The organism is Candidatus Viridilinea mediisalina, assembly GCF_002532535.1.
In the GTDB taxonomy this organism is placed as follows: Bacteria; Chloroflexota; Chloroflexia; order Chloroflexales; family Chloroflexaceae; genus Viridilinea; species Viridilinea mediisalina.
Window position 1 is genome coordinate 1 of sequence record NZ_NQWI01000020.1, and the last position, 22,834, is coordinate 22,834.

Consider the following 22,834-nt stretch of genomic DNA (forward strand, 5'->3'; position numbering starts at 1 on the left):
AAGAGCGCCTCGCCATCCAGTCGCCACAGGTGGATCACGTTGTTGGCTTCGACAAGCTCAGCCAACAACATGTGACGTTGGCTGAGCTTGTCGAAGCCAACGTCATCCGTTCCGGTATTCACCGCATACCATACCACACTGTGAACTGGCATGTTTGGGTAGCTGCAACGAAGCCACGCACAAAAAACCGCTTCATGGTTCGTTGTTGGCGGTTTCGCCGCCAACAACGAACCATGAAGCGGGTGTGGGGCGTAGCCCCAACATGGGTTTGAGGGCAGTTAGCCCTACATGTCATACACATGGATGTTGTGGGCGGCGAAACCACCCACAACATCCATGATCAAGGATGAAACGAATAGCCCATATCACGCACACGGACAATATGGGTCGGCTTCAGCGGATCTTTCTCAATCTTGCGGCGCAGCCGCCCTACATAGACCGGCACAAGGTTGCTGTCGGTGGCGTCCTCGATGCCCCAAATCTGCTGGAGCAGTTGGCGTGAACTGAGCACACAGCGTGCATTCTGGGCCATATAGTAGAGCAGTTGGAACTCACGCTCGGTCAGGTTCTCTTCGCGCTCATTGGCGATGGTTACGCGGCGCTGCACCGGATCAAGGTGGATGGTACCCACTGAAATGGGCTCGTAGGCAGTATAGAGACGCAGGTACTCATCGCCATAGCGGCGCATCACCGCCTCGATGCGGGCCAGCAACTCATTGGGATTATAGGGCTTCTGCACCACATCATCGGAGCCAAGCTTGAGGGCACGTACCCGATCCGAGACCGCGTTGCTATCGCACATGAAAATGATGGGGGTATGGTATTGCGAACGCACCTCACGGCAGAAATTGTAGCCCCCAACCTCTGGGCATTCAGCATCAAGCAGAATCAAATCGGTCGAACCCTGCTTGAGCGTGCGGCGTGCCGCATGCTCATCCACATCGTGCTGAACCGTATAGCCAACATCCTCCAAAAGGAAGCGTGTCATGCGCGCATGCATGACATCGCTGCTCACAATCAGGATTTGCACCACATACCCCCTTGTTGGTTATAGCTCAATGCTATACTTGAGCTAGGTGAGGTCGTTTGTGTTCGTGAGCGCAATGAGCTTATGAATAGACAGCCCTAGCAAGCTCAAGCAAACGCTACCTGTACACACAAACACTTAAAAATGGGTTAAAATAAGTGTCATAACGTTTGATTATAAGAATGTGTATGGTCTTTAGGATTTTTAAGTGCATTATAGATAATAATGGTTCTAAGAAGCTTTGTCAATAGATGTAGGATGAACATCTGATCATCTGCTTGTTGCGCTGTTATCGTAAAAGGGAGGGGTTCTGGGAGGGCAAAGCCCTCCCAGAAAAACCCTCCCACGATCCTGGAGGTTCCAGAAACATTATCTGAAAGACTAGAGCGAAGCTAGACAAATCTTAACGGAGCGTTGTCAACCATTTTCATCACAACGGCATACTTTTTGGTATTATGAGCATAGTTTCACAAACTCCCCGCGGCCTACTCTGGGCCGGAAAGGCTGTTCTATGGCACGCCCAAAGCGCCCCCCCCACCCGATGCTGCAGGTGGCCCGCAACCACTTGCAGCAGCTTGATGAGGGGCTTCACGATGAGCCAATTCATCTTCGTATGCTTGATGGCCCACCAGGAGCACCACGCTATGCGGTCTACGTTGGTGCCTGCGAACGGGAAGGGCCTTGTCCCTATGATGTCGAGGATCAGAGCCCCTGTCCGATCCTTGACTGCGAACTGCGCCATTCGCTGCGCATGTTACTCGACCGCGAAGGCAAGCTCGTGGAAGTCCTGCGTAGCGGTGTGCGCTGGACCGCATAAGTGATCATCACCGTACCAACGTACTAGTACATTTTGGTTGTCTTAAGGAGGTTTGTTATGTATCGCCACATTCTCGTTCCGCTTGATGGTTCCAAATTGGCCGAGCAGGTTTTGCCCCATGTTCACGCCCTAGCTGCCAATGAAGGCACCAGCAAAATTACTCTGATACGCGCTGTTCCACCCGTCTTTAATACCAGTGTTGACTATAGTGGAATGCTGGCGACGACGGCTGCCGATGCAATCGAGTCACTCGAAGATGAGGCTCGTGAGTATCTCGATCAGATTGCTAGCACGTTCCGTGCCGAGGGGTACAGCGTGCAGATCGAAATTAGCGCGATGCCTGCGGCTGAAGCAGTGCTGGACTATGCCGAAAGCCAGCGTGCCGATCTGATTGCGATTGCAACCCACGGGCGCAGCGGGATTAGCCGCTGGGTCTTTGGCAGCGTCACCCAGAAGGTCGTTCAGAATAGCCCCGTTCCGGTTCTCGTTATCCGCCCGCATGACATCCCCGAAGAGCGGGGCAGGCGGCGGTAGCTCATAGGCAAAGGGGGTCTTGGCGGGGTGCTACCCCGCCAAGACCCCCTTTTTTTATGTGGGGCTTTGGCCTTAGAGTCTGTCTGAAAAGTCTATGAACTGGCGTTGGAGTGCCGGCTTCAGCCGGCTAAAGCCGGCACTCCAACGCGTGCCCACTAGCTTTTCAGATCAGCTTAGGTGCCTGTGATAGCACCTCCGCACCGGCAGGCGTAATCAGCACAAGGTCTTCGATGCGGATACCGCCCCAGCCTTCGATGTAGATGCCCGGCTCGATACTGGTGACCATGCCGGCCCGCAGCAGCACTTCGGGGCTATTGGCGTTGGCCCGCCGTAAGCCGGGGGCTTCGTGGATGTTGAGGCCCACGCCATGGCCTAAGCCGTGGCCAAATTGATTACCGTAGCCAGCTTCGGTGATCACGTCGCGGGCGAGTGCATCGGCGGCATGGGTGGCAAGGCCCGGGCGTAGCCCCGTGATCGCACTGCGTTGGGCTGCCAATACAATGTTGTAGATCTCCCAGAAGCGCGCATCGGGCTTGCCCAAGACAATCGTGCGCGTCAGGTCGGCATGGTAGCCATCCACACGCGCCCCCATGTCAATCACAATTGGCTGCCCTTCACCCAAGGGGGTGTCACCGGGGCGCGCATGGGGTAGGGCACTATTGGGGCCAGCCGCAACAATGATCGGAAACGAGACCGCTTCGGCCCCGCCAAGGCGCAACGCCACTTCGAGCATCCATGCCGCTTCACGCTCGGTGGTCTGCGGCGTAAGCCGCTCTAAGACTGCCGCCAATGCGGCATCGGTTAGCGCAATGGCCCGTAGTAGTGTGGTGAGTTCAGCTTCATCTTTGATTTCACGTAATGTTTCAACCAAATTCTGTTTCGGTTCAAGCCTAATCTCACGCCCCAAGGCTTGCTCTAATTGTTGGTATTCAGCCACACTCAAATGGTTTGCTTCACAAGCAATCGTGTCTATGCCCAACTCTTGGGCCGCTGCGCTCAATACGGTTGCCAAGGGGCTCTCGCTGAAATTGATCTGGTGAAAGGTGTATGCTGGTGCCTCCTGCGCGACCTGGAGGGTGTAGCGGCTATCACTGAAGAGCAAGGCATGCTCGGCACTGATCAGTAGCCAGCCATAGCTCCCTGTAAAGCCGCTCAGGTAGCGGCGGTTTGCCGCTGAACCGACCAGCAAGGCAGGCACCGCTTGCTCAGCCATGAGCGCACGGAGTTGGGTAAGGCGTTGTTCCATCGAGGCTTTTCCTTCTTTTTTTCTTTCGTGTTGGCGACGAAGCGGCCCATGGGCATGACCTGTAGGGCTATCGCCCTACAACCTGCTCTTGGGGCTGCGCCCCAAACCCCATTTTTTGTGCGGTGTTGGCGGCTACGCCGCCAACACCGCACAAAAAGAGCTGATTTCGGTAGGCTCAACCACCGAGCCAGCGGCGCGGTGGCGCGGTGGCGCGGTGGCTGAGCTTGTCGAAGCCACCGCGCCACCGCCCCCGAACCTCAGCCGCAAGGCTGTACTTACGGCGTAAAGGGGTTGGGCTCAGGAATCTCGTCCTCGATCAGGTCACCACTCGCCGGATCAACGCCAGTGCTGAGTGTCCCGTCGGCCAGGGCAGCGAAGATTTCATCAAGCTTGGCCTGAACGCTCTCCGGGATGAGATCGGCAGTTAGGTTGAAGGAGGCAAGCCCAATGCCATCACCAGCCGCATCATAGACCGCGATGCCGTTGCCCTCGAAGGTGCCATTGATCACGTTGCTAATCGCGTCGGCAACGGCCACATCCACCCGCTTGATTGCACTGGAGAGGATGCGATCGGCACCGGGGGCGTCGCCATTCGAGAAGGTGGTCACAAACTCATCCTGATCCACGCCGATCACAAAGGCGCCCTGCTCGGCAGCGGCCTTGATCGCCCCCGAACCAGTGGGGCCACCCGCGCCAAAGATCACGTCGGCATCGGCACCAATCTGCAACTCGGCGGTCGAAGCGCCCAGCGCCGGATCGATGAAGGTCGGCAGGTAGACGCCCAGCAGGTTGATGTCGGGCCGCACATAGCGCGCCCCGTTATCGAAGCCATGCTTGAACTTCTTGACCGGCGGAATCTCTACGCCCGCCACAATCCCAATCGTGCCGGTCTCGCTCATCATAGCGGCCAGCGCACCCGCCAAGAAGCCCGCCTGATCCTCACGGAACTGCAGGCCCAACAGGTTATCGGTGACGGTGCCCGGCTCATAGAACTGATCAACACCGATGAAGTAGATCTCGGGGTTGTCCGCCGCCGCCGCAACGGTCGCATCCTGAATTAGGAAGCCTACGGTCACAATGATGTTGAAGCCTTCATCAATGAAGGTCTGCAGATTGGCCACATAGTCGGCCTCAGAGACCGTTTCGATGAATTTGTACTCAAAGTCATACGTGGCCTGGGCCTGCAACACACCATTGTGGGCGAACTCGTTGAAGGTGCCATCATTCACGCGGCCCAAGTCGGTTACAAGGGCAACACGGAATGCGGAGGGATCTGTACTTGCGGGCTCTTCAGCGGGTTCTTCAGTGGGCTCTTCGGCGGGCTCTTCGGTAGCATCTGCCGTCGGTTCTTCAGCGGGCTCTTCGGTAGCATCTGCCGTCGGCTCTTCAGCGGGCTCAGGCGCGGTCGTGGCCTCCTCAGCGGGCACGGCGGTCGGCTGGGCCGCCGGTTGGCTGCCACAGGCAGCGAGCATGGGGATGATCAGCATGATCATCGCCACAAGCGTCAAGATAGATTTACGCATACGAGCAAAAACTCCTTACAGTTACAAACGAATACGATGATCCAACACGCGGTGAAAGGGTATGTCACCTCCTTTCTGGTGTTAGGGATGGTTTCAGAAAAGCCGAAGGAGGATGCGTGAGGCAAAGAGGCGCGGGCTTCGCGTCCTCGCGTCCTCGCGTCCTCGCAAATGGTAACGTGCCCTGAAACCTGCCCTTCCCACAACAAGCTATTGCTTGCGCTTCGATTATAGCATTGTTGCGGCCTGTGCCCGAAGCTGAGTCGAAGATATATCGGCGCGAAAGAGGCTTTCGGGGATTGCTTGGAAGAGGGAGGCAAACTCAGGGGGCACCCGCAGATCGGCAAGGGTCTGAAAATGCCCGGCGTGGAGCCGCCCGGCAACAAGGATGCGGCAGTCAAGATCGCGTAGGCTGCTGAGGGCTTGGGTCAGGCCGTTGGCCGCTGGGTAGTAGCGTGGATCGAGTAGGCGTGCAGCCGTATCATAGCCCAATACAAAGGTACGCCCTGGGTAGAGCGTAGCTTTTGCTGTAAAGAGAGGAGTACACGAGAGTACAAGGGTATGTTGACCAGCAAATTGAGTGGCTCGCCGTACCACCTCAGCGGGTGCAAGGGAACCCTTGTCGGCATTGATCACCGCCAACTCAAAGGCTACGGGCAAACCACTCAGAGCTTGGGCCGCCCGCGCCATGCCCAAGTGGCCCGCGTGCAGCGGGTTGAAGGAACCGCAGAGCAACGCTCCTACGGGAGCATCATTGCTGCGGGTTGTCCCATCTGGCATAAGCGTTAACGTGGCGATCTCACCAGTAAGCAGGTGGTCTAATGCAGGAATATTCATAGCGGTATTGTAGCAGAGGAGTTGCGGAGAGTGATGTTGTTGCTGTATTGGTGGAGTCCCTTGCCATTGACAAAGGGAATCGCGTCGGTTACGATAGCGCGTAGCTGTATCTTCTTGCAGACAAAGGTATAATTAAGGAGTATCGCGTGAGGATCGCCGGAAATTATACCTTCGACGCCACACGCGAGGAGGTCTGGGCTGCGCTGAATGATCCAGAGATTATGGCGCATGCCATTCTTGGTTGCCAACGTATGGAACTTGTCGGTGACCAAGAGTATGAGAGTACGCTCACGGTAGATTTAGATGCAGTTCATGGGGTGTATCATGGGCGCGTGCGAGTGTACAATATTGTAAGCCTTGAGTCCTACGATATTGCCGTGGATGGCCAAGGCAACAATGGCTTGTTCAAGGGTTCGGGTTCGATCAAGTTACGTAGTGATGGGGCACAAACCATCCTAGATTATGGCGGTGAGGCGCAACTTGGTGGAACCCTTGCTACGGTTGGTCAGCGTCTGCTTGATGCTGCGGCGCGTACCCTCATCCATCAGAGCCTCAAGCAGTTGGCGCAATTGATCAGCGAACGACGTCTGCATCATGATTTGTACGGTACTGAGCATGCTGTGGATGTACCCTATGCTTCGATGCTCTACTCAGTTGACATAAACACACGAACTGATCAGCGTTACCGCTCTCTGGAACCTCCCCACCACCAGTGTATCAGCGAAATCACGCTCGTGCGTGGCGCATTTGTGGATCTGTTTCAGCAGAAACGTTGGTTGCTTTGGCTCGTAGGGGCTTTTTGGTTGGGCTATCTGCTTGGACAGCGGCGTAAGCTCCCCTTTATGGGGCGAAGCCGCCCCTATAGTCCTTCAGATAAAGAATCGTAAAAGGGAGGGGTTCGGGGAGGGCGAAGCCCTCCCCGAAAACCCTTCCCACGATCCTAGAGGTTCCAGAAACATTATCTGAAAGACTATAGCATAGAGGCAAATCTATGAGTATCACAACGGATACTGAAGCAACATTCGCTGCCTTTGTGGATGCTTTGCTCGCTATGGATCGGCTGGCGGTGCGCCAGTTACTGACCCCCTTCCAAGGGGTTGAGCGGCGCATGGAGGCGATTGAGCGGCTTGTGGTGCCTGCCCTGGAGCAGATTGGGTGGCGTTGGGAAGAGGGCGAGCTTTCGTTGGCCCAGGTCTATATGAGTGGGCGCATCTGCGAGGAGTTGGTCGAAGAACTGTTGCCTGCTGCGCCAACTGAGCGGCCCGACCAGCCTACGTTGGGTTTGGCCATCCTTGAGGATCACCATATGCTGGGGAAGCGCATGGTCGCTGCGGTGCTGCGGGCGGGCGGTTACCGCTTCCATGATTATGGTCAGGTTGATGTGGAGCGCTTGGTGGCTCTTGTGCTGCAAGATCGGATCGATGTGCTGCTCGTTTCGGTCTTGATGCTGCCTTCGGCCCTGCGCGTGGCAGAATTGATGCACCAACTGGCCCAACTCAACCAACGGCCACGGGTTGTGGTCGGTGGTGCCCCCTTCCGCCTTGATGCCCAACTCTGGCAAGAGGTTGGCGCTGATGCGATGGGCCGCTCTGCGGCTGATGTGTTGCACCTGCTCCATGGAGCTGCAAGGAGGTCAGCATGAGCCGGACATCTATGACTTCGCTGCAACGCATTCAGACGACGCTGGGCCATCAGGAGCCCGACCGCGTGCCGCTGTTGTTGCTCTTTACGATCTATGGGGCGCGTGAGTTGCAGGTGCCGATCCAGGAGTATTGTTCGCGCGCTGACTACATTGTTGAAGGGCAGTATCGTCTGGTCGAGAAGTTTCGCAGCGATTGCCTCTTTAACTTCTGCTATGCGGCAACGGAAATTGAGGCGTGGGGCGGTTCGACCATCTTTCGTGAGGATGGCCCGCCCAATGCTGGCCCGCCGATTATTACCGATGTGGCGCAGATCCGTAGCCTCCAGCCCCCGCGCATTGCTGAAGCGACTGGGCTGCAACGGGTGCTTGAGGTTACCCGTGGGCTGGCTGAACGCAATCGGGGTGAACGGTTGCTGATTGGTGTGGTGATTGCCCCTTTCTCGCTGCCGGTGCTGCAACTTGGTTTTGAACGCTACCTCAATCTGATGTTTGAACAGCCGGAACTGCTTGAGCAGTTACTGCGTGTCAATGAACATTTCTGTATCGAGTGGGCGAATGCCCAGATTGAGGCGGGGGCTGGCGCGATCTGCTTCTTTAATCCGCTCGCCTCGACCACCATGGTTGCGCCTGACTACTATCAGCGCGTAGGCCATCCCAGTACGCTGCGCTGCCTCGCCCAGATCAAGGGTGCTACCGCGATCCACCTCGCGGCGGGGCGTTGTATGCCCATCATAGATCTGTTGGCTTCCACGAGTGCGTCGGTGTTGGGCGTCAGTGCTGAAGAGGACCTCGCGGTGTTGAAACGGCTTGCAGCAGGGCGCATTGCCCTCGTCGGTAACCTCAATGGCATCGAGATGCGCCGCTGGACGCCCGCTGAGGTTGAAGCGCAGGTCAAACGTGCCATTGCCGCCGCTGCCCCCGGTGGTGGCTTTGTGCTCTCGGATAATCACGGCGAAATCCCCTTCCAGGTGCCCGAAGAGGTGCTGCATAACCTCGCCGACGCGGTAGAGCGCTGGGGAACCTACCCGCTTGAATGGCTACGCGATGAGCCCTAAGCTACGTGTGTATGTCTGTCGCTACTACCATGCCGAGGTTTCTGCCGCCATTGCAGCCCTTAATGCGCCTGATGTGACGGTAGAGACCTATGGGTTGAGTTGTGATCGTCCGGTGCGCCAAAGTATTAAGCTGGGTGGTGCTGCATCAATCCCCGAAGCGACCGACCGGCTCTTTATTGGGGTGTGTGCCTTGGTGCCCGATCCCAACCGCCCGCCCCCGCCCCTGCCTGAGCGCATGATCCGGCTTGATCATTGCCTCACCATGTTGAGCGGGCCGGTGCTCTTTAAGCAGGCGATCCGTGATGGAGCCTACCTTGTAACCCCGGGCTGGTTGCGCCAATGGCCAGAGCATTTGCAGCGTTGGGGCTTCGATCAGACGCTGGCGCAGGAGTTCTTCCGCGATACGGTGACGGAACTGCTGCTGCTCGATACCGGCGTAGACCCCGAAGCCCCAGTTGAGTTGGAACGCTTTGCGACCTATGTGCAACGCCCCTACCAAGTGCGCTCGGTGGGGCTCGATTACCTACAACTCTTTCTTGAACGGGCCATCCTGGATTGGCGCTTGGGCCATACCAAGATTGAGGCGCAACGCACGGTGCAACAGGCCAATCGCAAGAGTGCCGACTATGCCATGGCCTTCGATCTGCTGGTCAATTTGGCTGAATTACGCACCGAAGAGGATACGATCAACGCGATTATGAACATGGCCGGCATGCTCTTTGGCAGTATGCGGTTAGCCTATGGTCAAGTGCGGGCCAACCGGATTGTGCATGTCTATGCGCTACCCGATACCGGCATGGAGCATGATCGGCTGAGTCAAGCATTGGAAGTGATCGGTAAGAGCTTCACGCTTGACGATGGACCCGATGGCTTCTTCTTACGTATTCAACACCGCCGCGAAACCTTTGGCCTCTTAGCGGTAGGGGGCATCAGTTTCCCTGAACATCGCCACCAGTATCTCAATCTGGGCCTTGCGATTGCCAACCTCTGTGGCTTGGCCTTGGCCAACGCGCGCATCTACTCAATGCTCCAGGCAACCGAACAATCCCTGCGGCGTGAGCGTGATCTGAGTGAACAGTTGCGCGAAGCGATGAGCAATCTTTCGGCAGCTATTGATCATGAGCACCTCCTTGATCAGGTTCTCGCCCTGCTCAAAGAGCTTATTCCGAACCATGTGGCCCTGCTGCTGCTCTGGGAAGAAGAGAACCTGCGGGTGATTGCTGAACACCACCAGCTTGAGGGTGAAACATTGGTAGAGGTGGAGCTTGCGTTTACCCAAGAACCTTTTGGGCTGGTGCTGCAACGCCAAGCGCCGGTGATCTTGGGGAGTATGGCCCTCGCCCAACTCCCGCCCCATCCCCTGATCAGCGGCTTGGGCCTACAGAGTTGGTTGGGTGTGCCCCTGCTGCACCACCATCAGGTGATTGGGCTCTTAACGGTTGGCAGTCATGCCCCCGATTACTACAACACCGAGCATGCCCGTGCTGCCCAGATGCTTGCCAACGAGATGGCCAATGCCCTTGAACAGGAACGGATTATCAGTGAGGCCAACACGCTGGCAGGCACCGACCCCCTAACCGGGCTCTACAACCGGCGTCGTTTTAACGAGATTGCTGAACAGTACTTTCGCCAAGCCAAACGCAATAACGGTTGGCTCTCGCTTATTTTCCTCGATCTTGACCACTTCAAACAGGTCAACGACGACTTTAGCCACCTTGTGGGCGATCAGGTGTTGGTTGCAGTGTCCAACATGCTCAAGCAGTTGCGCGATACCGAAATCGCAGCCCGCTACGGTGGCGAGGAGTTTGTGATCATCAGTTCAACCAGTGATATGCCCGCCATGCGCCAACTCGCCGAGCGCTTACGCCGCGAGATTGCCAATACGCCAATCATGACCATGGGCGGTTCGGTGCAACTCACTGCCAGCTTCGGTGTTGCCAGCATCACCCCCGAACTCCAGAGCCTTGGAGATCTGATCTGGTGCGCCGACCAAGCGTTGTATGCGGCCAAGAACACTGGGCGTAATCGGATCTGTGTCTGGGGTGAAATCCGAGGCGATAGCCAAGATAGCGTGCCAGTAGGCAGGTTGGGCGGAGATGCAGGGGGGGCAGGGGAAGCTGCCAACCCGAAGCCAAGTGATAGCCAAAGAGCAGAGGAGAAGTAGCTATGGCCATGACGGAAACGATTGATCGTGTAGTGGCGCGCATGCTCTGGGTGACGCCGGTGCCGCCGCCGAACGATGATGATCTGCCTGGCGATCAGCCAGCCCAGCGGGCTTTTGGTCTGTCATTGATCATTTCAGGGGTGCGTTGCACCATTCAGTATGTCTTTCTGCCGATCATTCTGCCGTTGATTGGCTTCACTGGCTGGTTTTCGTTACCCTTAGTGATCTTCTTGGATGTTTTGGCACTCTGGTTGCTGATCAGTAGCCTACGCTACTTCTGGCGCACGGCCCATCCCCGGCGCTTCGATATGCTGCCCCTAGCAACGGTAGTACTGCTGCTCATTTTTGGTTCGCTAGGCTTTGATCTGTGGCAACTCTTTGCAACATTGTAGGTAGCTTGGGGCGCAGCCCCATCTGTGGTATAATAGCTACGGCACTGAAGAACGGCAGATACGTGCTAAACCCCGCCAGGGCCGAAAGGCAGCAACGGTAGGTGCGTTCCTCTGGGTGTTCGGATGTGCCATATTTTTTTATTGATCGTTGAGTTGCGCCGGGCCAAAGCCGTAGGGCAGTAACTCATTAGGACTGGTGTAGCGGATCGCTCCCGTAAGGTTGAGCAGGATGATCCGTGCGTGTGGGGCCAACTCCAAGATCACCTGGCGACAAGCGCCACACGGGCTGGCCACATCGCTGGTGGGCGTCACCACTGCTAGAGCCTGGAGCTCACATTCCCCCGCGGCATAGGCGCTATAAATGGCGACGCGCTCGGCACACATCGCCAGGGGGTAGGACGCATTCTCGATATTGCCGCCGCTAAAGATGCGCCCGCTGCTACTCAGCACGGCTGCACCCACCTGGAAGCGTGAGTAGGGCGCGTAGGCGAGGTTGCGCGCTGCAATGGCCGCCCCGATTAGGGTGTTCACATCTAGTTGTGCCATAAGGATAAGGATACAGAAAATAGGAAATAGGAAATAGGAAATAGGGCTGAGGCTTTAGACTGCAATCTACTGAACATGCCGCAGCACCAAGCATGCGAAAGCCCATTGGAACGTCATGTTCGGCAATCTACAATCTACAATCTACAATCTACAATCTACAATCTACAATCGTATTACCGGCTATCCTCAGGCGCATCAGGATCAAGCCCTAGCTCACGCAGACGAGCTGCGAGGCGTTCGGCCCGTTGGTATTGCAGTTCCGCCCGTTGGCGCTCCTGCTCGGCCCGTTGCTGTTCTGCTTCCATCTTGCGCTGTAGTTCAACGAAGCTGAGGAAGGGACGCCCATCGGGGAGGTACATGCGGATGCGGTCGGGTTCGTGGGCAAAGCGGATGCCCAAGCGCAGACTCGTCCAGCCATCGAGGTCGGCAATAACCTTGAGCCGGTCGTCTATGCGCTGCCAGCCGCTTAGATCGTCGTTGTCTGGATCGTAGAGATAGTATTCCTCAACCCCATAGATGTCGTAAAATTCCAGCTTGGCAGCCATTTCGCTGAGGCTGTTGCCGGGCGATAGTACCTCGAAGACCACCTGCGGCGCGATGCCCGCCTCCACCCACTGCCGATAGGAGCCTCGATCACCTTTGGGACGCCCAAAGACCACCATGGCATCGGGGGGGCGGCGGATGTCGGGCCGCCCCTCGACCGGGTACCAGAGCAGATCCCCAGCGACAAAGACATCGCTGCGCTCACGGAAGAGCCCATCCAGATTGCCCTGAATTGTCATAATCTCGCGGAACTGTTTGGTATTGTCAGCCATGGGCATACCATCGCTATCTGGGTAGACAATGGTTGCTGATGTTGTTGTCGCGCTACACATCGTTCTTCCCCATGTTTGGGTTCGTGGTGGCGGCTGCGCCGCCACCACGAACCATATAAAATGTAGGTAGGGTGCGCGAGGGAACCTGGTTCCCTCGCATCCTCCCCCCGTCCAAACCATATCTGTTTACCCTGTGCGCTTAAGTGTAGCACAAATATGTTGCTTACGCAATCTCATTCATCAGTGATTTGAGTTCCCACACGCGCCCGGTGCCGATGCGTTCAAGGTTGCGGGTGCCGAGATCGCCGCTGGAGAGCAGGGTGGCAACTGCGTGGTGGGGCAGGGCGATCAGTTCGGTCGTTTTGAGGGTGACGACGCTGGCTACTGGTGGGGTGCCGCGCAGCAACTCGATCTCGCCGAAGAGTTCGGGGGGGCCGATGCGGGCGATCATGCGGGTTTGGGCTGGGCTGTTTGCGCTGGCTGGCTCTTTGCAGACCACGGCGGCTTCGCCACGAACGATAACATAGAGTTTGCCACTAGGCTGCCCTTGCTGTACCACGGGCGTACGTGCTTCAAGTTGGATCCGTTGGGCTTGTATGGCTAACGAGCGCAACCGGGCGCGGGGGAATTCGTGGAAGAAGGGGGCTCGTTCGAGGTCACGCACCAGTGCGGCCAGTTGCTGCTCGTCTCCCGCCGCTGCACTGGTGTTGGCCAAGAGCTGCGTTGCTTCGCTGGCATTGAGGTAGAGTAGTGTGCTGTTGATGCTCGTCTGGTAGACCAGAGTTGTCCCATTGTTCGCATAGGCCGCGCCGGCTTGGTCGAGACATGTACCGCGCTGTGCTTCGCCGAGAATCTGGTCGTCCTGCTTGATCAGCACTTCGCCCGCCTCTACCACCCAGAGGCCATGCTCCACCGGGATGCTTGTGCCCGCTTGGAGGCGCTGTACTTCAAACGCCGAAGCGAGCGCCGCAAGGGTATCATCGTCGCAGAGGGCAAAGCGGTCTATCGAGCGCAACAGGCGCAGACGGGCCGCACGGGCATCGCCAAAAGCCTGCGAGAGTTCGCGGGCCCAGGGGGTATGGGGAAAGCAGCGTCGGTCGGCGGCTTCCCGTTCGGGCCAGGGCAGGGCATCGTAGGCCGCTTGGATGGCCCGGTGGGCGAAGGTAGCCCCAGCGAGCCGTTCGATCTCGGCGACAGTGTAGCGCAACACTTCGGCAAAACGTAACCCCTGCACATCGAAGGGCCGTGCGGCCAACTCGGCCCCAATCCGCGCCCGATCACGGTCGAGTGTCAACTCCCAATTGGCCGTCGCGCCCAAGACATCCATGCGATCATCGAGTGCCTGGGCGCGACGAGCACCACTGTAACTCCGCAGCATACGATAGAGTCCTGCGTAGGTGTGTTGGAAGGCACGCTGCAAACGTTCGCCCTCACTAGCGGCATGCTGCACCGGCCAATGGAGACGCAGTGGCGTTGGTTGGCGTAGCGCAATCACATGCGAAACCCAGGCTGCGGCCCAGAGGCCCGAAGCCCAGACCACGGCAGCAAGGGTGGCAGGGGTGGAATCTGCACCGGCCCGAATCTCGAGTAGATAGGCACCAGCCTGCACAATCATGCCCATCCAGAGCAGCAGCCAACTCCAGCGTTGGCGCGAGTCGTGTAGGCTTACAACAAGGGGTAACAGGAGCGCTAGGGCGACCATACTGGCATAGACGGGCATGGCGAGCAGGACAATGCCGATAAAAGGCCATGTGGGATGGGCCTGTTGGATCACCCAAATGCCCCACCCGCCCGCGAGGAAGGCCAAGCCCAACAGCAGGGCACTGACCAACAATTCAGCCAAGGTAGCTTGGTGCAGATCATAGTCGAGCAGGGCGATAAAACCGGCTACAAGCAGCAGCGTAAAGCCAAAGCTCTGCACCGAAACCCAAAAGAGAAACTCACTTGGCATAATCAGGAAGCCCAACTGGGCCACCAGTTCAATCATGGTGACGATCAGGAAGGCATCAAGCGCACGAGCCACCGCTGCACCCCGATAGTCGGCATGCAGGGCCAATTGGGCGGCGAGGGCTACCATCCAGAGCAGCGGGCCGATCATTTTGGTTTCAGGTGTGACCCCAAAGCGAAGCGGGACGAGTGCAAGGGTAGCGGCCAGCAACACCATGGTACATGCCACAACCAAGGGGCTACGGCCATAGCCACGACGTTGCAGCCAGCCAGCGGCCACCACCAGCAAGCCCCAAGCGGCTACCAGCAGACCAATGAACATTGGCAGCACAGCGAGCAGCATGATCAACGCGGCCAAGATGCGGCCCCCTAGCCCGCCATTGAGCCAGAGATCGCTCAAGAGCCGCGCCAACTGCTCATTCCAAAAGATCAGTGCCAGCACAATTGCCAGCGTCGTATAAATCGCCGAAAGGCTCCCATAGAGGGTAAAGATCCGCTCTTCGCGTCCAAAGCGGGCGCGCGTCTGCAACTTTTGCCAGAGGGGCCCAGCAATAAAGCCCAAAGCGCGCGAGCGCAGATTGGGCAGCCGCAGCCAATCGCTCAACATATAGTAACCATCAAGTTCAAGCAGCGGATTGAGGTTACAGATGGCCGCGATGTAACAGGCGGCAGCAAGGCGATAGGCCGCTTCACCCAGCATGCTTTCGGGCAGCAAGGCCGCCGCAATGGCCGCCAACGAACCCACCAGCAGATCGCAGAGTGGCCCGGCCAGCGAAACAATGATGCGCGGCCTACGCCCCGCCCGCCAAATGTCACTCGTATCAACATAGGCCGCCGGCATCGCATAGTAGAGCATCACGCCACCACTGAGGACGCGACGACCAAAATGTTTCACCGCAACCGCATGGGCTAATTCATGGAGCAGAAAGGAGCAGAGCAGGGCCAACCAGAGGGCCAATAGGCTTGGCCCCAAGTTGCCCGTATCAATTAAGCTATAGGGGTGCAACTCGCCCCGTGCCAGCATGGTAAAAAAGCCCACCCCCATGCCCACGAGCAGCGCCAGCAGCCCCAGGAACGGAATGCTAAAGAGCGCCCAACCGCCCCAGCGATGCAAAGCCCCCGCCACCCGATCAACCCCCGTAAAGCTCAACTTACGGGTACGGATGGTCTGGAGGATGCGCCGACTCCAACCATGCAACCCTTGGTCGGCCTGGTGCGCTTCCAAAGCGCGATAGAGCCCAACTGGTTGCTCGCTCAAAAAGCCAGCTTGACGTAATCCTTCAACCAGATCGGCCACCAGCACCAACTGGCGAAAGCGGGTGAAGGCCAGCATCCCCAACTCGGCCACCGTGCGCGAACCATCCATTGCATGCCACAGCTCGGCCTCGACCGGCGAGAGACGCAGGTAGCGACCAGCCGCGCTACTGAGTACCAAGTATTCCTGACCATCTTCATAGACCGTCTCCGCATCAACCCCCTCGGCGCGACAGGGGCGATACTGGGTCAGATCGGTTCGTTGGCTCAAAGTGCGATAGAGGCCAAGCTCTGGATCGGTAGGCGCAGCTACGCGCTCGGCCAAGCCTGCATAGAGGCCCAATGGCTCTGCTGGTCTATTTGCAGCCTCCGTGAGGGTAGCCCATAGCCCCCCTGGTGCAGCAGGTTGTGATGTCTGGTTCGGCATGTGTGGATGAAATCCTTAGTAGGCAGTAGAGGCTGTTTGAAAAGTCTATGAACTGGCGTTGGAGTGCCGGCTTCAGCCGGCTAAAGCCGGCACTCCAGTGCGTACCCACTAGCTTTTCAGACAGCTTCTCAGTGTTATCTCATCATACTCTCATCAATATCGTAGAACAAGAACGTGGTCTAGTACGTCAAAACAAGCAGATAGTAGTGCTATTGGGGCCATGATACGGAGGTTCTGAAATGGAACACATGCAACCGATACGCAGCGACATTCGCGTTTGGCAAGAGGATCGCTTCGGCAAGCTCTGGCGCATCGCCTATCGTCATGGCGACGAGGTGATGCTCGTAAGCTTTCCCGACGAAGCCGCCCTCGACGACTTTATTGCCGAGCAGTTTGGTCTCGATCTGTTAGAAACTGAAGAATATCCCCGCCTTGCGGCGTAGCAGTGGTTTGACGCTCACTAGGGGGCATGCTACCATCAAACTATACAATCCTTGATAAGGGATGGTTTCAGAAACGCACGTTCAGCTTTACCGTCGTAGTGCCGACTTTAGTCGGCATCCAGGGGTTGTTGGCGACCTCAGCCGACTAAAGTCGGCACTACCTATGTTGTTGGCGACCTCAGCCGACTAAAGTCGGCACTACCTATGGCGCAAACGAAACGGTAAAGTGCTTTGAAACCTTCCCTAATGTTTGGATGCTTTCATGGTACTCTACAGTCTTTAGGCATCCAAGACATTCTGAAGCCTCAGCCCTATTTCCTACTTCCTATTTCCTGTTTTCTGTATCCTTCCCTAAGCACTATAATCATCATGCGAATTTCAAGCAAAGGCGACTATGGGTTGCGTGCGGTCTTTGATCTCGCGCAACACTACGGTCAAGGCCCGATCCAGAGCGAAGAGATTGCCCAGCGCCAGGGCATTCCAGCCAACTACCTCAACCAACTCCTGATCACCATGCGTCGGGCTGGGCTGATCGAGAGCCTGCGTGGCCCTCAAGGGGGGCATATGCTGGCGCGCAACCCGGCAGAGATTACGCTGCTTGAAGTTCTCAACGCGCTTGAGGGGCCACTTTTGCCTACCGCTGAACCTACCCGCGAAGGCATGACCCCAACCCTCCCCGGTGATCATGCGCTGATTAACGATCTTTGGGGCGAGTTACGTGGACGCATCGAGCAGATGTTGGCCAAGATTAGCCTTGAAGATCTCTGCCAGCGTAAACGAGAGCGGCCCGGCAGCCTTATGTACTATATTTAACCAAGCATGATCCCCAACGAAGTTCAAGTTGAACGCCCCTGGCTCTGGATGTTTGTGGGCGTCTTCGGCGTCTTACTGCTGGCGTTGCTCTTCTGGCCAGGGCAGCCGCTTGAGTGGAAGATGTATGCGGTGGTACACGGGGTGTGTGCCCAGCAGCATAATATCATCTTAGGCGGCCTGCAATTTCCCATCTGCGCCCGCAATGCTGGCATCTATAGCAGCTTTTTGTTGACCGTGATCTACCTCTATGCCATCGGGCGCGGACGGGCCGGAGGGTTGCCGCCACTCGGCGTGGGGCTGGCCTTGCTCGCCTTTGTCGCCATTATGGCCGTAGACGGCTTCAATTCCTTCTTTCTTGATCTCGGCCAAGCCAACCTGTATCAGCCCGATAATCGCTTACGTACCATTACCGGCATGGGTATGGGCATCTCGATTGCGGTGATGCTCCATTTGGTGTTTAATAAGACCCTACGCAAGAACGTGGACGATTTTCAGCCAGTACTCAAAGGTTGGGGCGAATTGGTGGGCATCATGCTGATCAACGGCCTCGTCTTGGTGGCGCTCTACGGCAATCTCGGTTTCATGTTCTGGCCCTTAGCCTTTATTGCCTTCTTTGGGCTCACCGGCGTCCTCTACACCATCTGCGTATTGCTGATCAGCCTGGTCTTGGGCTACGAAGGCCGGGTGACCGAATTGCGCCAGTTGGCCCGCCCGGCCACTCTTGCGCTCATCCCAACCCTTGGGATTTTAGGGCTCATGGCGGGCTTTCGCTTTTGGCTCGAAAGCTTGGGGTTAGTCATCTGAGGGGTTTGTGAGGGAGGATGGGAGGATGCGAAGACGCGAGGACGCGAAGATGCGAGGACGCGAAGATGCGAAGGCGTGAGGGCGTCGCGTCTTCGCCTCACGTATCATCAAAGCTCGCGCAGTTGCTCACGCAGTTGTTGTGCCGTAAGCACCCCAACATGGCGCGCATGAATGTTCCCATCGCTGTCAATGAAGTAGGTCGTTGGCAGACTCGTAACCGTATAGCGGTCGCCAATGGTGCCGGTTGGATCGGCAATCAATGGAAAGCTAACCGCAACACTCGGCGCAAAGCGGGCAATTGCAGCGGGCAACTCGTTGCGATTGATCGCCAAGATCGCAAACGCCCCCTCAGCCTCTTGGTAGACCTCCTCGAAAGCGGGTAACTCTTCAATACAGGGTAGGCACCATGTGGCCCAAAAATTGATAATTACCGGCTGACCACGTAGATCGCTCAGTTGGCGCGTTGTGCCATCACTGAAGTGAAAGCGAAAATCTGGGGCTACAGCGCCGATGGTAACTGCACCGCGCTGGGTATCGAGCAATTGGCTTGCGGGTGCAATCAGCCCCGCCTCAAGCTCAAGCTCTGGCGGGATGGGCGTTGTGGTTTGCCGCCCACAGGCGGTGAGGAGCATGAGTATCAGTAGGATGGTACACCAACGGAGGAGCATAGGTTACCTCAATGAGCAAATAGGAGTTGGGAGCTAGAAAATAGGTTTGTGCATTATACCATTTCAGATTGTAGATTTCAGATTGTAGATTTCAGATTGTAGATTTCAGATTGTAGATTTCAGATTGTAGATTTCAGATTGTAGATTTCAGATTATTGCATACAGGGTGGTTTTAGGGTACGTTACCGTTTGGAGGCATTCAGTCCATCCTGATGCCGCAAACCTATTTTCTATTTCCTCGTTTCTGTATCCTTTCCCTATGGAAATATAAGGAGTCCTACCCATGACCCTCATCGAGTCTTTTCGCATCGCCTGGGGGGCCATGCTTACCCATAAGTTGCGGGCCTTGCTGACAATGCTGGGCATCATTATTGGGGTTGGCGCGGTGGTGGGGATGCTGGCGATTGGCGAGGGCTATGCCCGTTGGATTGATGCTGAGTTTGAGAAGATGGGCGTTGGGACGCTCTATATTACGCCACGGGTGGATAGTCAGGATGAGCATGAGAACCTTGCGCCACGCTTGACGGCTTCCGATGCTGCGGTGCTGACTCAGCCGGGGCGTGCGCCTGCGGTGGAGTTTGTGGCGATTGAGTTGAGCCGTAATGGAACGGTGAGTGCCCGAGGTGAGCGTTTTATCTTTGGGTTGAAGGGGGTCAATCCCTACTACTTCTTGATTGGCGATCAGGAGTTGGGCGATGGGCGCTACTTTACGGCTGAGGAGGAGCGTAGCGGGGCGCGGGTGGCAGTAATTGGCCATACGGTTGCCGAGACGCTCTTTGGTGGGATTGAGGGTGCGGTGGGCCAGCGCATCAGCGTCAATGGCGTACCCTTTGAGGTGGTTGGGGTTTCGGTCACGCGCCGCAGCAACGTTGCGGGCGCGGTGGGGCGCTTTGGCGATCCGGGCGAACAGGTCTTTATGCCCTACCGCACTGCCCGTGAACGCCTCTTTCGCAACGCGGTCACGCCCCAGGTGGATGTTTCGACCCTCACCGTCAAGGTACGCGATCCGCAGCAGATGGACGAAGCGATCCGCCAAGTGACCCAAGTCCTCCGCGAAGAACACCGGCTCACCTACCAATCCAACGATTTCCGCATTACCAACCCGTCGCAGTTGGCCAGTCAATTTCGTGCAATTACGGTGGGCTTTAGTGCCTTTCTCGGCACAATTGGCGGTATCTCGCTACTCGTGGGCGGCATCGGGATTATGAACATCATGCTGGTGAGTGTGGCCCAACGCACTAAAGAGATTGGTCTGCGTAAAGCGGTTGGTGCGCGACGACGCGACATCATGCTCCAATTTCTGATCGAAGCACTCGTTCTCTGTCTGGTCGGAGGGCTGTTGGGCGTCGCCTTGGGCTATCTGCTCTCCTTCGTAGGCACAATTGTCCTCTACAATCTCTCACAAGACCCCACGCTCAAGGCGAGTGTTTCCCTCTTTTCGATCATCTTAGCTACCTCGATCTCGGCGGGAGTCGGGATCTTCTTCGGGCTCTTCCCGGCGATCCGCGCCTCGCGGCTCGATCCGATTCGTGCCTTGCGTAACGAGTGAGGCGAAGCGGCGAAGCGGCGAAGCGGCGAAGCGGCGAAGCGGCGAAGCGGCGAAGCGGTGTGGGCTTCGCGTCCTCGCGTCCTCGCGTCCTCGCGTCCTCGAAAGCTATAAAGTACCTACAAACTATACTCTTAGGATCGTTATGTTTCGTTTCGGCATCGAACATGAGGTAGCCTTCATCCGTGCGGATGGGCAGTTCGCCGATTTTGCGAATACGAGCTTTGCCGAGTTGGCGCAGTTGGTTGCTGCGCTACCGCTCTACCCCGAAGATTACCCGGCGCTCCATGTGGGTGATGCGGGTATTCGCAAGAAGCGCTGGTACGTTGAGGGGGTGGAACGCTTCGATGAGGCGGGACAACTCTGTGCTTTTGATGCCAAGGGGATCGAAATTCGTACCACCCCGCAGCCTACGATCCACGCGGCGCTGGCCGAATTACACCAGAGCTATGGACGTCTCAGCGAGGTTGCCCATGCCGCTGGTTTTCGGCCCATTGCCCTTGCGTTTCATCCTGTGCGCACCGAATATTGCTACCATCCGCCACTCAATAGCTATGAACGCCAGTTGCACCAGATCGAACCAGAGTACCAGACCGAGCATGTGCCCATGCTGACCTTTGGGCCGGATTTTAATCTGTCGTGGAGCGATCTCGGCCCACATGAGGTAATTGATCTAGGACGCAAACTCACCGCCTATAGTCCTGCGATTGTGCCCTTCAGCTTCAACGCGCCCTTCTATGCCGGCCAGCTTTGGGAGGGGCTATCGGTACGCACCGCAATCCGCACCGGCCTCCGCCCAGCCGTGCGGGTCTACCTTGAGGACGAAGCCGATCTGATTGCCAGTCGTCCATTGCTCACCAAGCTCGCCCGTCGGCCCCAAGAGGTGGGCCGGGTGGAGTTTAAGGCTTGTGATAGTTGTGGTGACTTTACGCTCTATGCTGGATTGTTGGCCTTGCTCAAAGGGCTCGCGCTGGATCGCAGCCTGCCGGAGCGTGCCACGACGCCTGATGCGCTGGCGCACCAGCAGGCAGCGCGGGCAGGCTTGGCCAATCCAAGCATTGCGAACCAAGCGGCCACCCTGCTCAAGGCCGCCACACAAGCCCTGCATGGTGATCCCGATGTTGCCTTGTTGCAGCCCCTCGCTGAGGCGCTGGCCCGCCGCACATGCCCGGCCCAGGTGCTACGCGACGCCACAATGGCCCGTGGGAGGATCGATCTTTTGGGGGGTGATTCATGATGATTGTACCGTTTACCGCACTAACGTAGCTTGCTCCACGCTGCGAGGAGGCGCTGATTCGCTGTTGGCTGACGGGGTGCGATGCGAACCCATGTGGGCAAGCCAAAGGAGCTACAATCGCGCACGAGCAGACCTTGGCGCAGCAGGGCGGCCCGCGTGGCTGCACCTGAGCCACTCTCTACCAGCATGAAGGGCAAGGCTGCCCGGCGCACATGCAATCCTAAAGCCCTGAAGCCAGCGAGCAGCGCATCACTTGCGGCCCAGAGGCGAGGCACACTGTCACTCAGGAAGGTTGCATCGCCCAAAGCAACCAAGCCTGCCGCTTGTGCCGCGCTGTTCACGCTCCAGGTAGGCTGGTAGGAGGCGATGCGCTCTAGCAACTCGCCTGCACCAAGCAGGTAGCCCAAACGCAACCCGGCCAGCGCATAGCTCTTGGTGAGCGAATAGAGTTGCAGGACGTTAGGGGGCAAGGGGGGAAGCGGATGCTCTTGCAAGCCTCCGCGCCGTAGGGCTGCATAGGAGCGATCAAGGAGCACATAGCCGCCATAGGCAGCACAGCGTTGCGCCAACGCCACGAGCAACGTAGCGTCCAGATCGTCGCCAGTTGGATTATTAGGTACGCAGAGCCATGTGAGTTGGGGGCGTAGCCGTTCTAAGGTAGCATCAAGCCCTTCAAGCTGGCGTTGCGCTGCGGCTGATGTGCGCCAAGGCACCACCGTTGCCCCAGCCAACTGGCTCGCAGCCCCATACTCACCATACGTTGGTTCAACCACCAGCGCAACGCTATGGCTTGCCAAGAGCGCCCGCGCCACCAAGTGGATCAACTCATTGGCCCCATTGCCGGGCAGCAGCGCCTCAATTCCACAGGCATGCTGCTTGGCTAACGCCAAACGCAACTGCAAACAACTGCGGTCAGGGTAGGGCGCAGGATCAAGTGCTGCCAAGGCGGCACGTACACCTGGCGGAGGACCAAAGGGATTCAGGTTACTACTGAAATCGAGCAGCTCCTCTGGATGGATACCAAGCTCAGATAACTCGACATAATCCAATGCGCCATGCGTCACCCGTGGGGTCATGGAAAGAACCTACTGTTCTTCGTT

Annotated in this window: 21 protein-coding genes and 1 other RNA gene; 13 read left to right on the plus strand and 9 right to left on the minus strand. The window is 57.3% G+C overall.

Annotated features, from left to right (window positions below):
• Positions 1-340: 340 nt before the first annotated feature.
• Positions 341-1,030, minus strand: a complete 690-nt coding sequence (locus CJ255_RS06580) for a response regulator transcription factor (protein ID WP_097643294.1) — start codon at positions 1,028-1,030, stop codon at positions 341-343.
• Positions 1,031-1,538: 508 nt separating this feature from the next.
• Between CJ255_RS06580 and CJ255_RS06585 the strand changes: the two genes are divergently transcribed.
• Positions 1,539-1,844 carry a hypothetical protein gene (locus tag CJ255_RS06585; protein ID WP_097643295.1) on the plus strand — a complete coding sequence of 102 codons (306 nt, stop codon included), beginning with the start codon at positions 1,539-1,541 and terminating at the stop codon, positions 1,842-1,844.
• A 57-nt stretch (positions 1,845-1,901) separates the two neighbouring features.
• The gene (locus CJ255_RS06590; RefSeq protein WP_097643296.1) at positions 1,902-2,378 is read left to right on the plus strand and encodes a universal stress protein; all 477 of its coding nucleotides are present in this window, start codon (positions 1,902-1,904) and stop codon (positions 2,376-2,378) included.
• 163 nt (positions 2,379-2,541) lie between these two features.
• Here the strand turns inward: CJ255_RS06590 and CJ255_RS06595 are convergent, their stop codons facing one another.
• The 3 genes from CJ255_RS06595 to CJ255_RS06610 all read right to left on the minus strand — a co-directional run bounded on the left by CJ255_RS06595 (position 2,542) and on the right by CJ255_RS06610 (position 5,981).
• On the minus strand, positions 2,542-3,624 hold the full coding sequence (locus CJ255_RS06595) for a M24 family metallopeptidase (RefSeq protein WP_097643297.1): 1,083 nt from the start codon (positions 3,622-3,624) through the stop codon (positions 2,542-2,544).
• A 275-nt stretch (positions 3,625-3,899) separates the two neighbouring features.
• Complete coding sequence (locus tag CJ255_RS06605; protein ID WP_097643299.1) at positions 3,900-5,147, minus strand: BMP family ABC transporter substrate-binding protein; 1,248 nt, start codon at positions 5,145-5,147, stop codon at positions 3,900-3,902.
• Between the two features lie 225 nt (positions 5,148-5,372).
• On the minus strand, positions 5,373-5,981 hold the full coding sequence (locus CJ255_RS06610) for a nucleotidyl transferase family protein (protein ID WP_097643300.1): 609 nt from the start codon (positions 5,979-5,981) through the stop codon (positions 5,373-5,375).
• A 146-nt stretch (positions 5,982-6,127) separates the two neighbouring features.
• On the opposite strand from CJ255_RS06610, the gene CJ255_RS06615 reads away from it, so the two are divergent.
• The 6 genes from CJ255_RS06615 to ffs all read left to right on the plus strand — a co-directional run bounded on the left by CJ255_RS06615 (position 6,128) and on the right by ffs (position 11,370).
• Positions 6,128-6,868, plus strand: a complete 741-nt coding sequence (locus tag CJ255_RS06615; RefSeq protein ID WP_097643301.1) for an SRPBCC family protein — start codon at positions 6,128-6,130, stop codon at positions 6,866-6,868.
• Positions 6,869-6,972: 104 nt separating this feature from the next.
• Complete coding sequence (locus tag CJ255_RS06620) at positions 6,973-7,623, plus strand: cobalamin B12-binding domain-containing protein (RefSeq protein ID WP_097643302.1); 651 nt, start codon at positions 6,973-6,975, stop codon at positions 7,621-7,623.
• The gene (locus CJ255_RS06625; protein WP_097643303.1) at positions 7,620-8,678 is read left to right on the plus strand and encodes a uroporphyrinogen decarboxylase family protein; all 1,059 of its coding nucleotides are present in this window, start codon (positions 7,620-7,622) and stop codon (positions 8,676-8,678) included. Before CJ255_RS06620 ends, CJ255_RS06625 begins: the two co-directional genes overlap by 4 nt.
• On the plus strand, positions 8,668-10,842 hold the full coding sequence (locus CJ255_RS06630; RefSeq protein ID WP_097643304.1) for a diguanylate cyclase: 2,175 nt from the start codon (positions 8,668-8,670) through the stop codon (positions 10,840-10,842). The genes CJ255_RS06625 and CJ255_RS06630 overlap by 11 nt, the downstream gene beginning before the upstream one ends.
• Before the next feature lie 2 nt (positions 10,843-10,844).
• The gene (locus CJ255_RS06635) at positions 10,845-11,234 is read left to right on the plus strand and encodes a hypothetical protein (protein ID WP_097643305.1); all 390 of its coding nucleotides are present in this window, start codon (positions 10,845-10,847) and stop codon (positions 11,232-11,234) included.
• A 37-nt stretch (positions 11,235-11,271) separates the two neighbouring features.
• An RNA gene (gene ffs / locus CJ255_RS06640) (signal recognition particle sRNA small type) lies at positions 11,272-11,370 on the plus strand.
• A gap of 2 nt (positions 11,371-11,372) precedes the next feature.
• On the opposite strand, the gene cdd is transcribed toward ffs, so the two are convergent.
• The 3 genes from cdd to CJ255_RS06655 form a co-directional block, all read right to left on the minus strand.
• Positions 11,373-11,765, minus strand: a complete 393-nt coding sequence (gene cdd / locus CJ255_RS06645; protein WP_245863225.1) for a cytidine deaminase — start codon at positions 11,763-11,765, stop codon at positions 11,373-11,375.
• Between the two features lie 188 nt (positions 11,766-11,953).
• Positions 11,954-12,655 carry a Uma2 family endonuclease gene (locus CJ255_RS06650; RefSeq protein WP_097643307.1) on the minus strand — a complete coding sequence of 234 codons (702 nt, stop codon included), beginning with the start codon at positions 12,653-12,655 and terminating at the stop codon, positions 11,954-11,956.
• Positions 12,656-12,818: 163 nt separating this feature from the next.
• Complete coding sequence (locus CJ255_RS06655; RefSeq protein WP_097643308.1) at positions 12,819-16,223, minus strand: cyclic nucleotide-binding domain-containing protein; 3,405 nt, start codon at positions 16,221-16,223, stop codon at positions 12,819-12,821.
• 248 nt (positions 16,224-16,471) lie between these two features.
• On the opposite strand from CJ255_RS06655, the gene CJ255_RS06660 reads away from it, so the two are divergent.
• The 3 genes from CJ255_RS06660 (at position 16,472) to CJ255_RS06670 (ending at position 18,283) form a co-directional block, all read left to right on the plus strand.
• Positions 16,472-16,666: a hypothetical protein gene (locus CJ255_RS06660; RefSeq protein WP_124681842.1), complete on the plus strand. Its 195-nt coding sequence runs from the start codon at positions 16,472-16,474 to the stop codon at positions 16,664-16,666.
• Between the two features lie 369 nt (positions 16,667-17,035).
• The gene (locus CJ255_RS06665; RefSeq protein WP_097643310.1) at positions 17,036-17,479 is read left to right on the plus strand and encodes an RrF2 family transcriptional regulator; all 444 of its coding nucleotides are present in this window, start codon (positions 17,036-17,038) and stop codon (positions 17,477-17,479) included.
• A 6-nt stretch (positions 17,480-17,485) separates the two neighbouring features.
• Complete coding sequence (locus CJ255_RS06670; protein ID WP_097643311.1) at positions 17,486-18,283, plus strand: DUF2085 domain-containing protein; 798 nt, start codon at positions 17,486-17,488, stop codon at positions 18,281-18,283.
• Between the two features lie 107 nt (positions 18,284-18,390).
• Here CJ255_RS06670 and CJ255_RS06675 read toward each other — a convergent pair whose 3' ends face one another.
• Positions 18,391-18,951, minus strand: coding sequence for a TlpA family protein disulfide reductase (locus CJ255_RS06675; protein ID WP_097643312.1), 561 nt, complete (start codon positions 18,949-18,951; stop codon positions 18,391-18,393).
• 283 nt (positions 18,952-19,234) lie between these two features.
• Here CJ255_RS06675 and CJ255_RS06680 point away from each other — a divergent pair, with 283 nt between their 5' ends.
• Both CJ255_RS06680 and CJ255_RS06685 read left to right on the plus strand, forming a co-directional pair.
• Positions 19,235-20,500, plus strand: coding sequence for an ABC transporter permease (locus CJ255_RS06680; protein WP_097643313.1), 1,266 nt, complete (start codon positions 19,235-19,237; stop codon positions 20,498-20,500).
• 142 nt (positions 20,501-20,642) lie between these two features.
• Positions 20,643-21,734 carry a glutamate-cysteine ligase family protein gene (locus CJ255_RS06685; RefSeq protein ID WP_097643314.1) on the plus strand — a complete coding sequence of 364 codons (1,092 nt, stop codon included), beginning with the start codon at positions 20,643-20,645 and terminating at the stop codon, positions 21,732-21,734.
• A gap of 20 nt (positions 21,735-21,754) precedes the next feature.
• Here the strand turns inward: CJ255_RS06685 and CJ255_RS06690 are convergent, their stop codons facing one another.
• The gene (locus CJ255_RS06690) at positions 21,755-22,810 is read right to left on the minus strand and encodes a pyridoxal phosphate-dependent aminotransferase (RefSeq protein ID WP_097643315.1); all 1,056 of its coding nucleotides are present in this window, start codon (positions 22,808-22,810) and stop codon (positions 21,755-21,757) included.
• Positions 22,811-22,834: the final 24 nt, after the last annotated feature.

Bases quoted from the DNA above. Each gene is read 5' to 3' on its own strand.
- CJ255_RS06625 (WP_097643303.1), top strand. From the start codon at position 7,620: ATGAGCCGGACATCTATGACTTCGCTGCAACGCATTCAGACGACGCTG.
- CJ255_RS06650 (WP_097643307.1), bottom strand. From the start codon at position 12,655: ATGTGTAGCGCGACAACAACATCAGCAACCATTGTCTACCCAGATAGC.
- CJ255_RS06690 (WP_097643315.1), bottom strand. From the start codon at position 22,810: ATGACCCCACGGGTGACGCATGGCGCATTGGATTATGTCGAGTTATCT.
- CJ255_RS06630 (WP_097643304.1), top strand. From the start codon at position 8,668: ATGAGCCCTAAGCTACGTGTGTATGTCTGTCGCTACTACCATGCCGAG.
- CJ255_RS06655 (WP_097643308.1), bottom strand. From the start codon at position 16,223: ATGCCGAACCAGACATCACAACCTGCTGCACCAGGGGGGCTATGGGCT.
- CJ255_RS06590 (WP_097643296.1), top strand. From the start codon at position 1,902: ATGTATCGCCACATTCTCGTTCCGCTTGATGGTTCCAAATTGGCCGAG.
- CJ255_RS06685 (WP_097643314.1), top strand. From the start codon at position 20,643: ATGTTTCGTTTCGGCATCGAACATGAGGTAGCCTTCATCCGTGCGGAT.
- CJ255_RS06585 (WP_097643295.1), top strand. From the start codon at position 1,539: ATGGCACGCCCAAAGCGCCCCCCCCACCCGATGCTGCAGGTGGCCCGC.
- CJ255_RS06675 (WP_097643312.1), bottom strand. From the start codon at position 18,951: ATGCTCCTCCGTTGGTGTACCATCCTACTGATACTCATGCTCCTCACC.
- CJ255_RS06660 (WP_124681842.1), top strand. From the start codon at position 16,472: ATGCAACCGATACGCAGCGACATTCGCGTTTGGCAAGAGGATCGCTTC.
- CJ255_RS06605 (WP_097643299.1), bottom strand. From the start codon at position 5,147: ATGCGTAAATCTATCTTGACGCTTGTGGCGATGATCATGCTGATCATC.
- CJ255_RS06635 (WP_097643305.1), top strand. From the start codon at position 10,845: ATGGCCATGACGGAAACGATTGATCGTGTAGTGGCGCGCATGCTCTGG.
- CJ255_RS06670 (WP_097643311.1), top strand. From the start codon at position 17,486: ATGATCCCCAACGAAGTTCAAGTTGAACGCCCCTGGCTCTGGATGTTT.
- CJ255_RS06610 (WP_097643300.1), bottom strand. From the start codon at position 5,981: ATGAATATTCCTGCATTAGACCACCTGCTTACTGGTGAGATCGCCACG.
- CJ255_RS06680 (WP_097643313.1), top strand. From the start codon at position 19,235: ATGACCCTCATCGAGTCTTTTCGCATCGCCTGGGGGGCCATGCTTACC.
- CJ255_RS06620 (WP_097643302.1), top strand. From the start codon at position 6,973: ATGAGTATCACAACGGATACTGAAGCAACATTCGCTGCCTTTGTGGAT.
- CJ255_RS06595 (WP_097643297.1), bottom strand. From the start codon at position 3,624: ATGGAACAACGCCTTACCCAACTCCGTGCGCTCATGGCTGAGCAAGCG.
- CJ255_RS06665 (WP_097643310.1), top strand. From the start codon at position 17,036: ATGCGAATTTCAAGCAAAGGCGACTATGGGTTGCGTGCGGTCTTTGAT.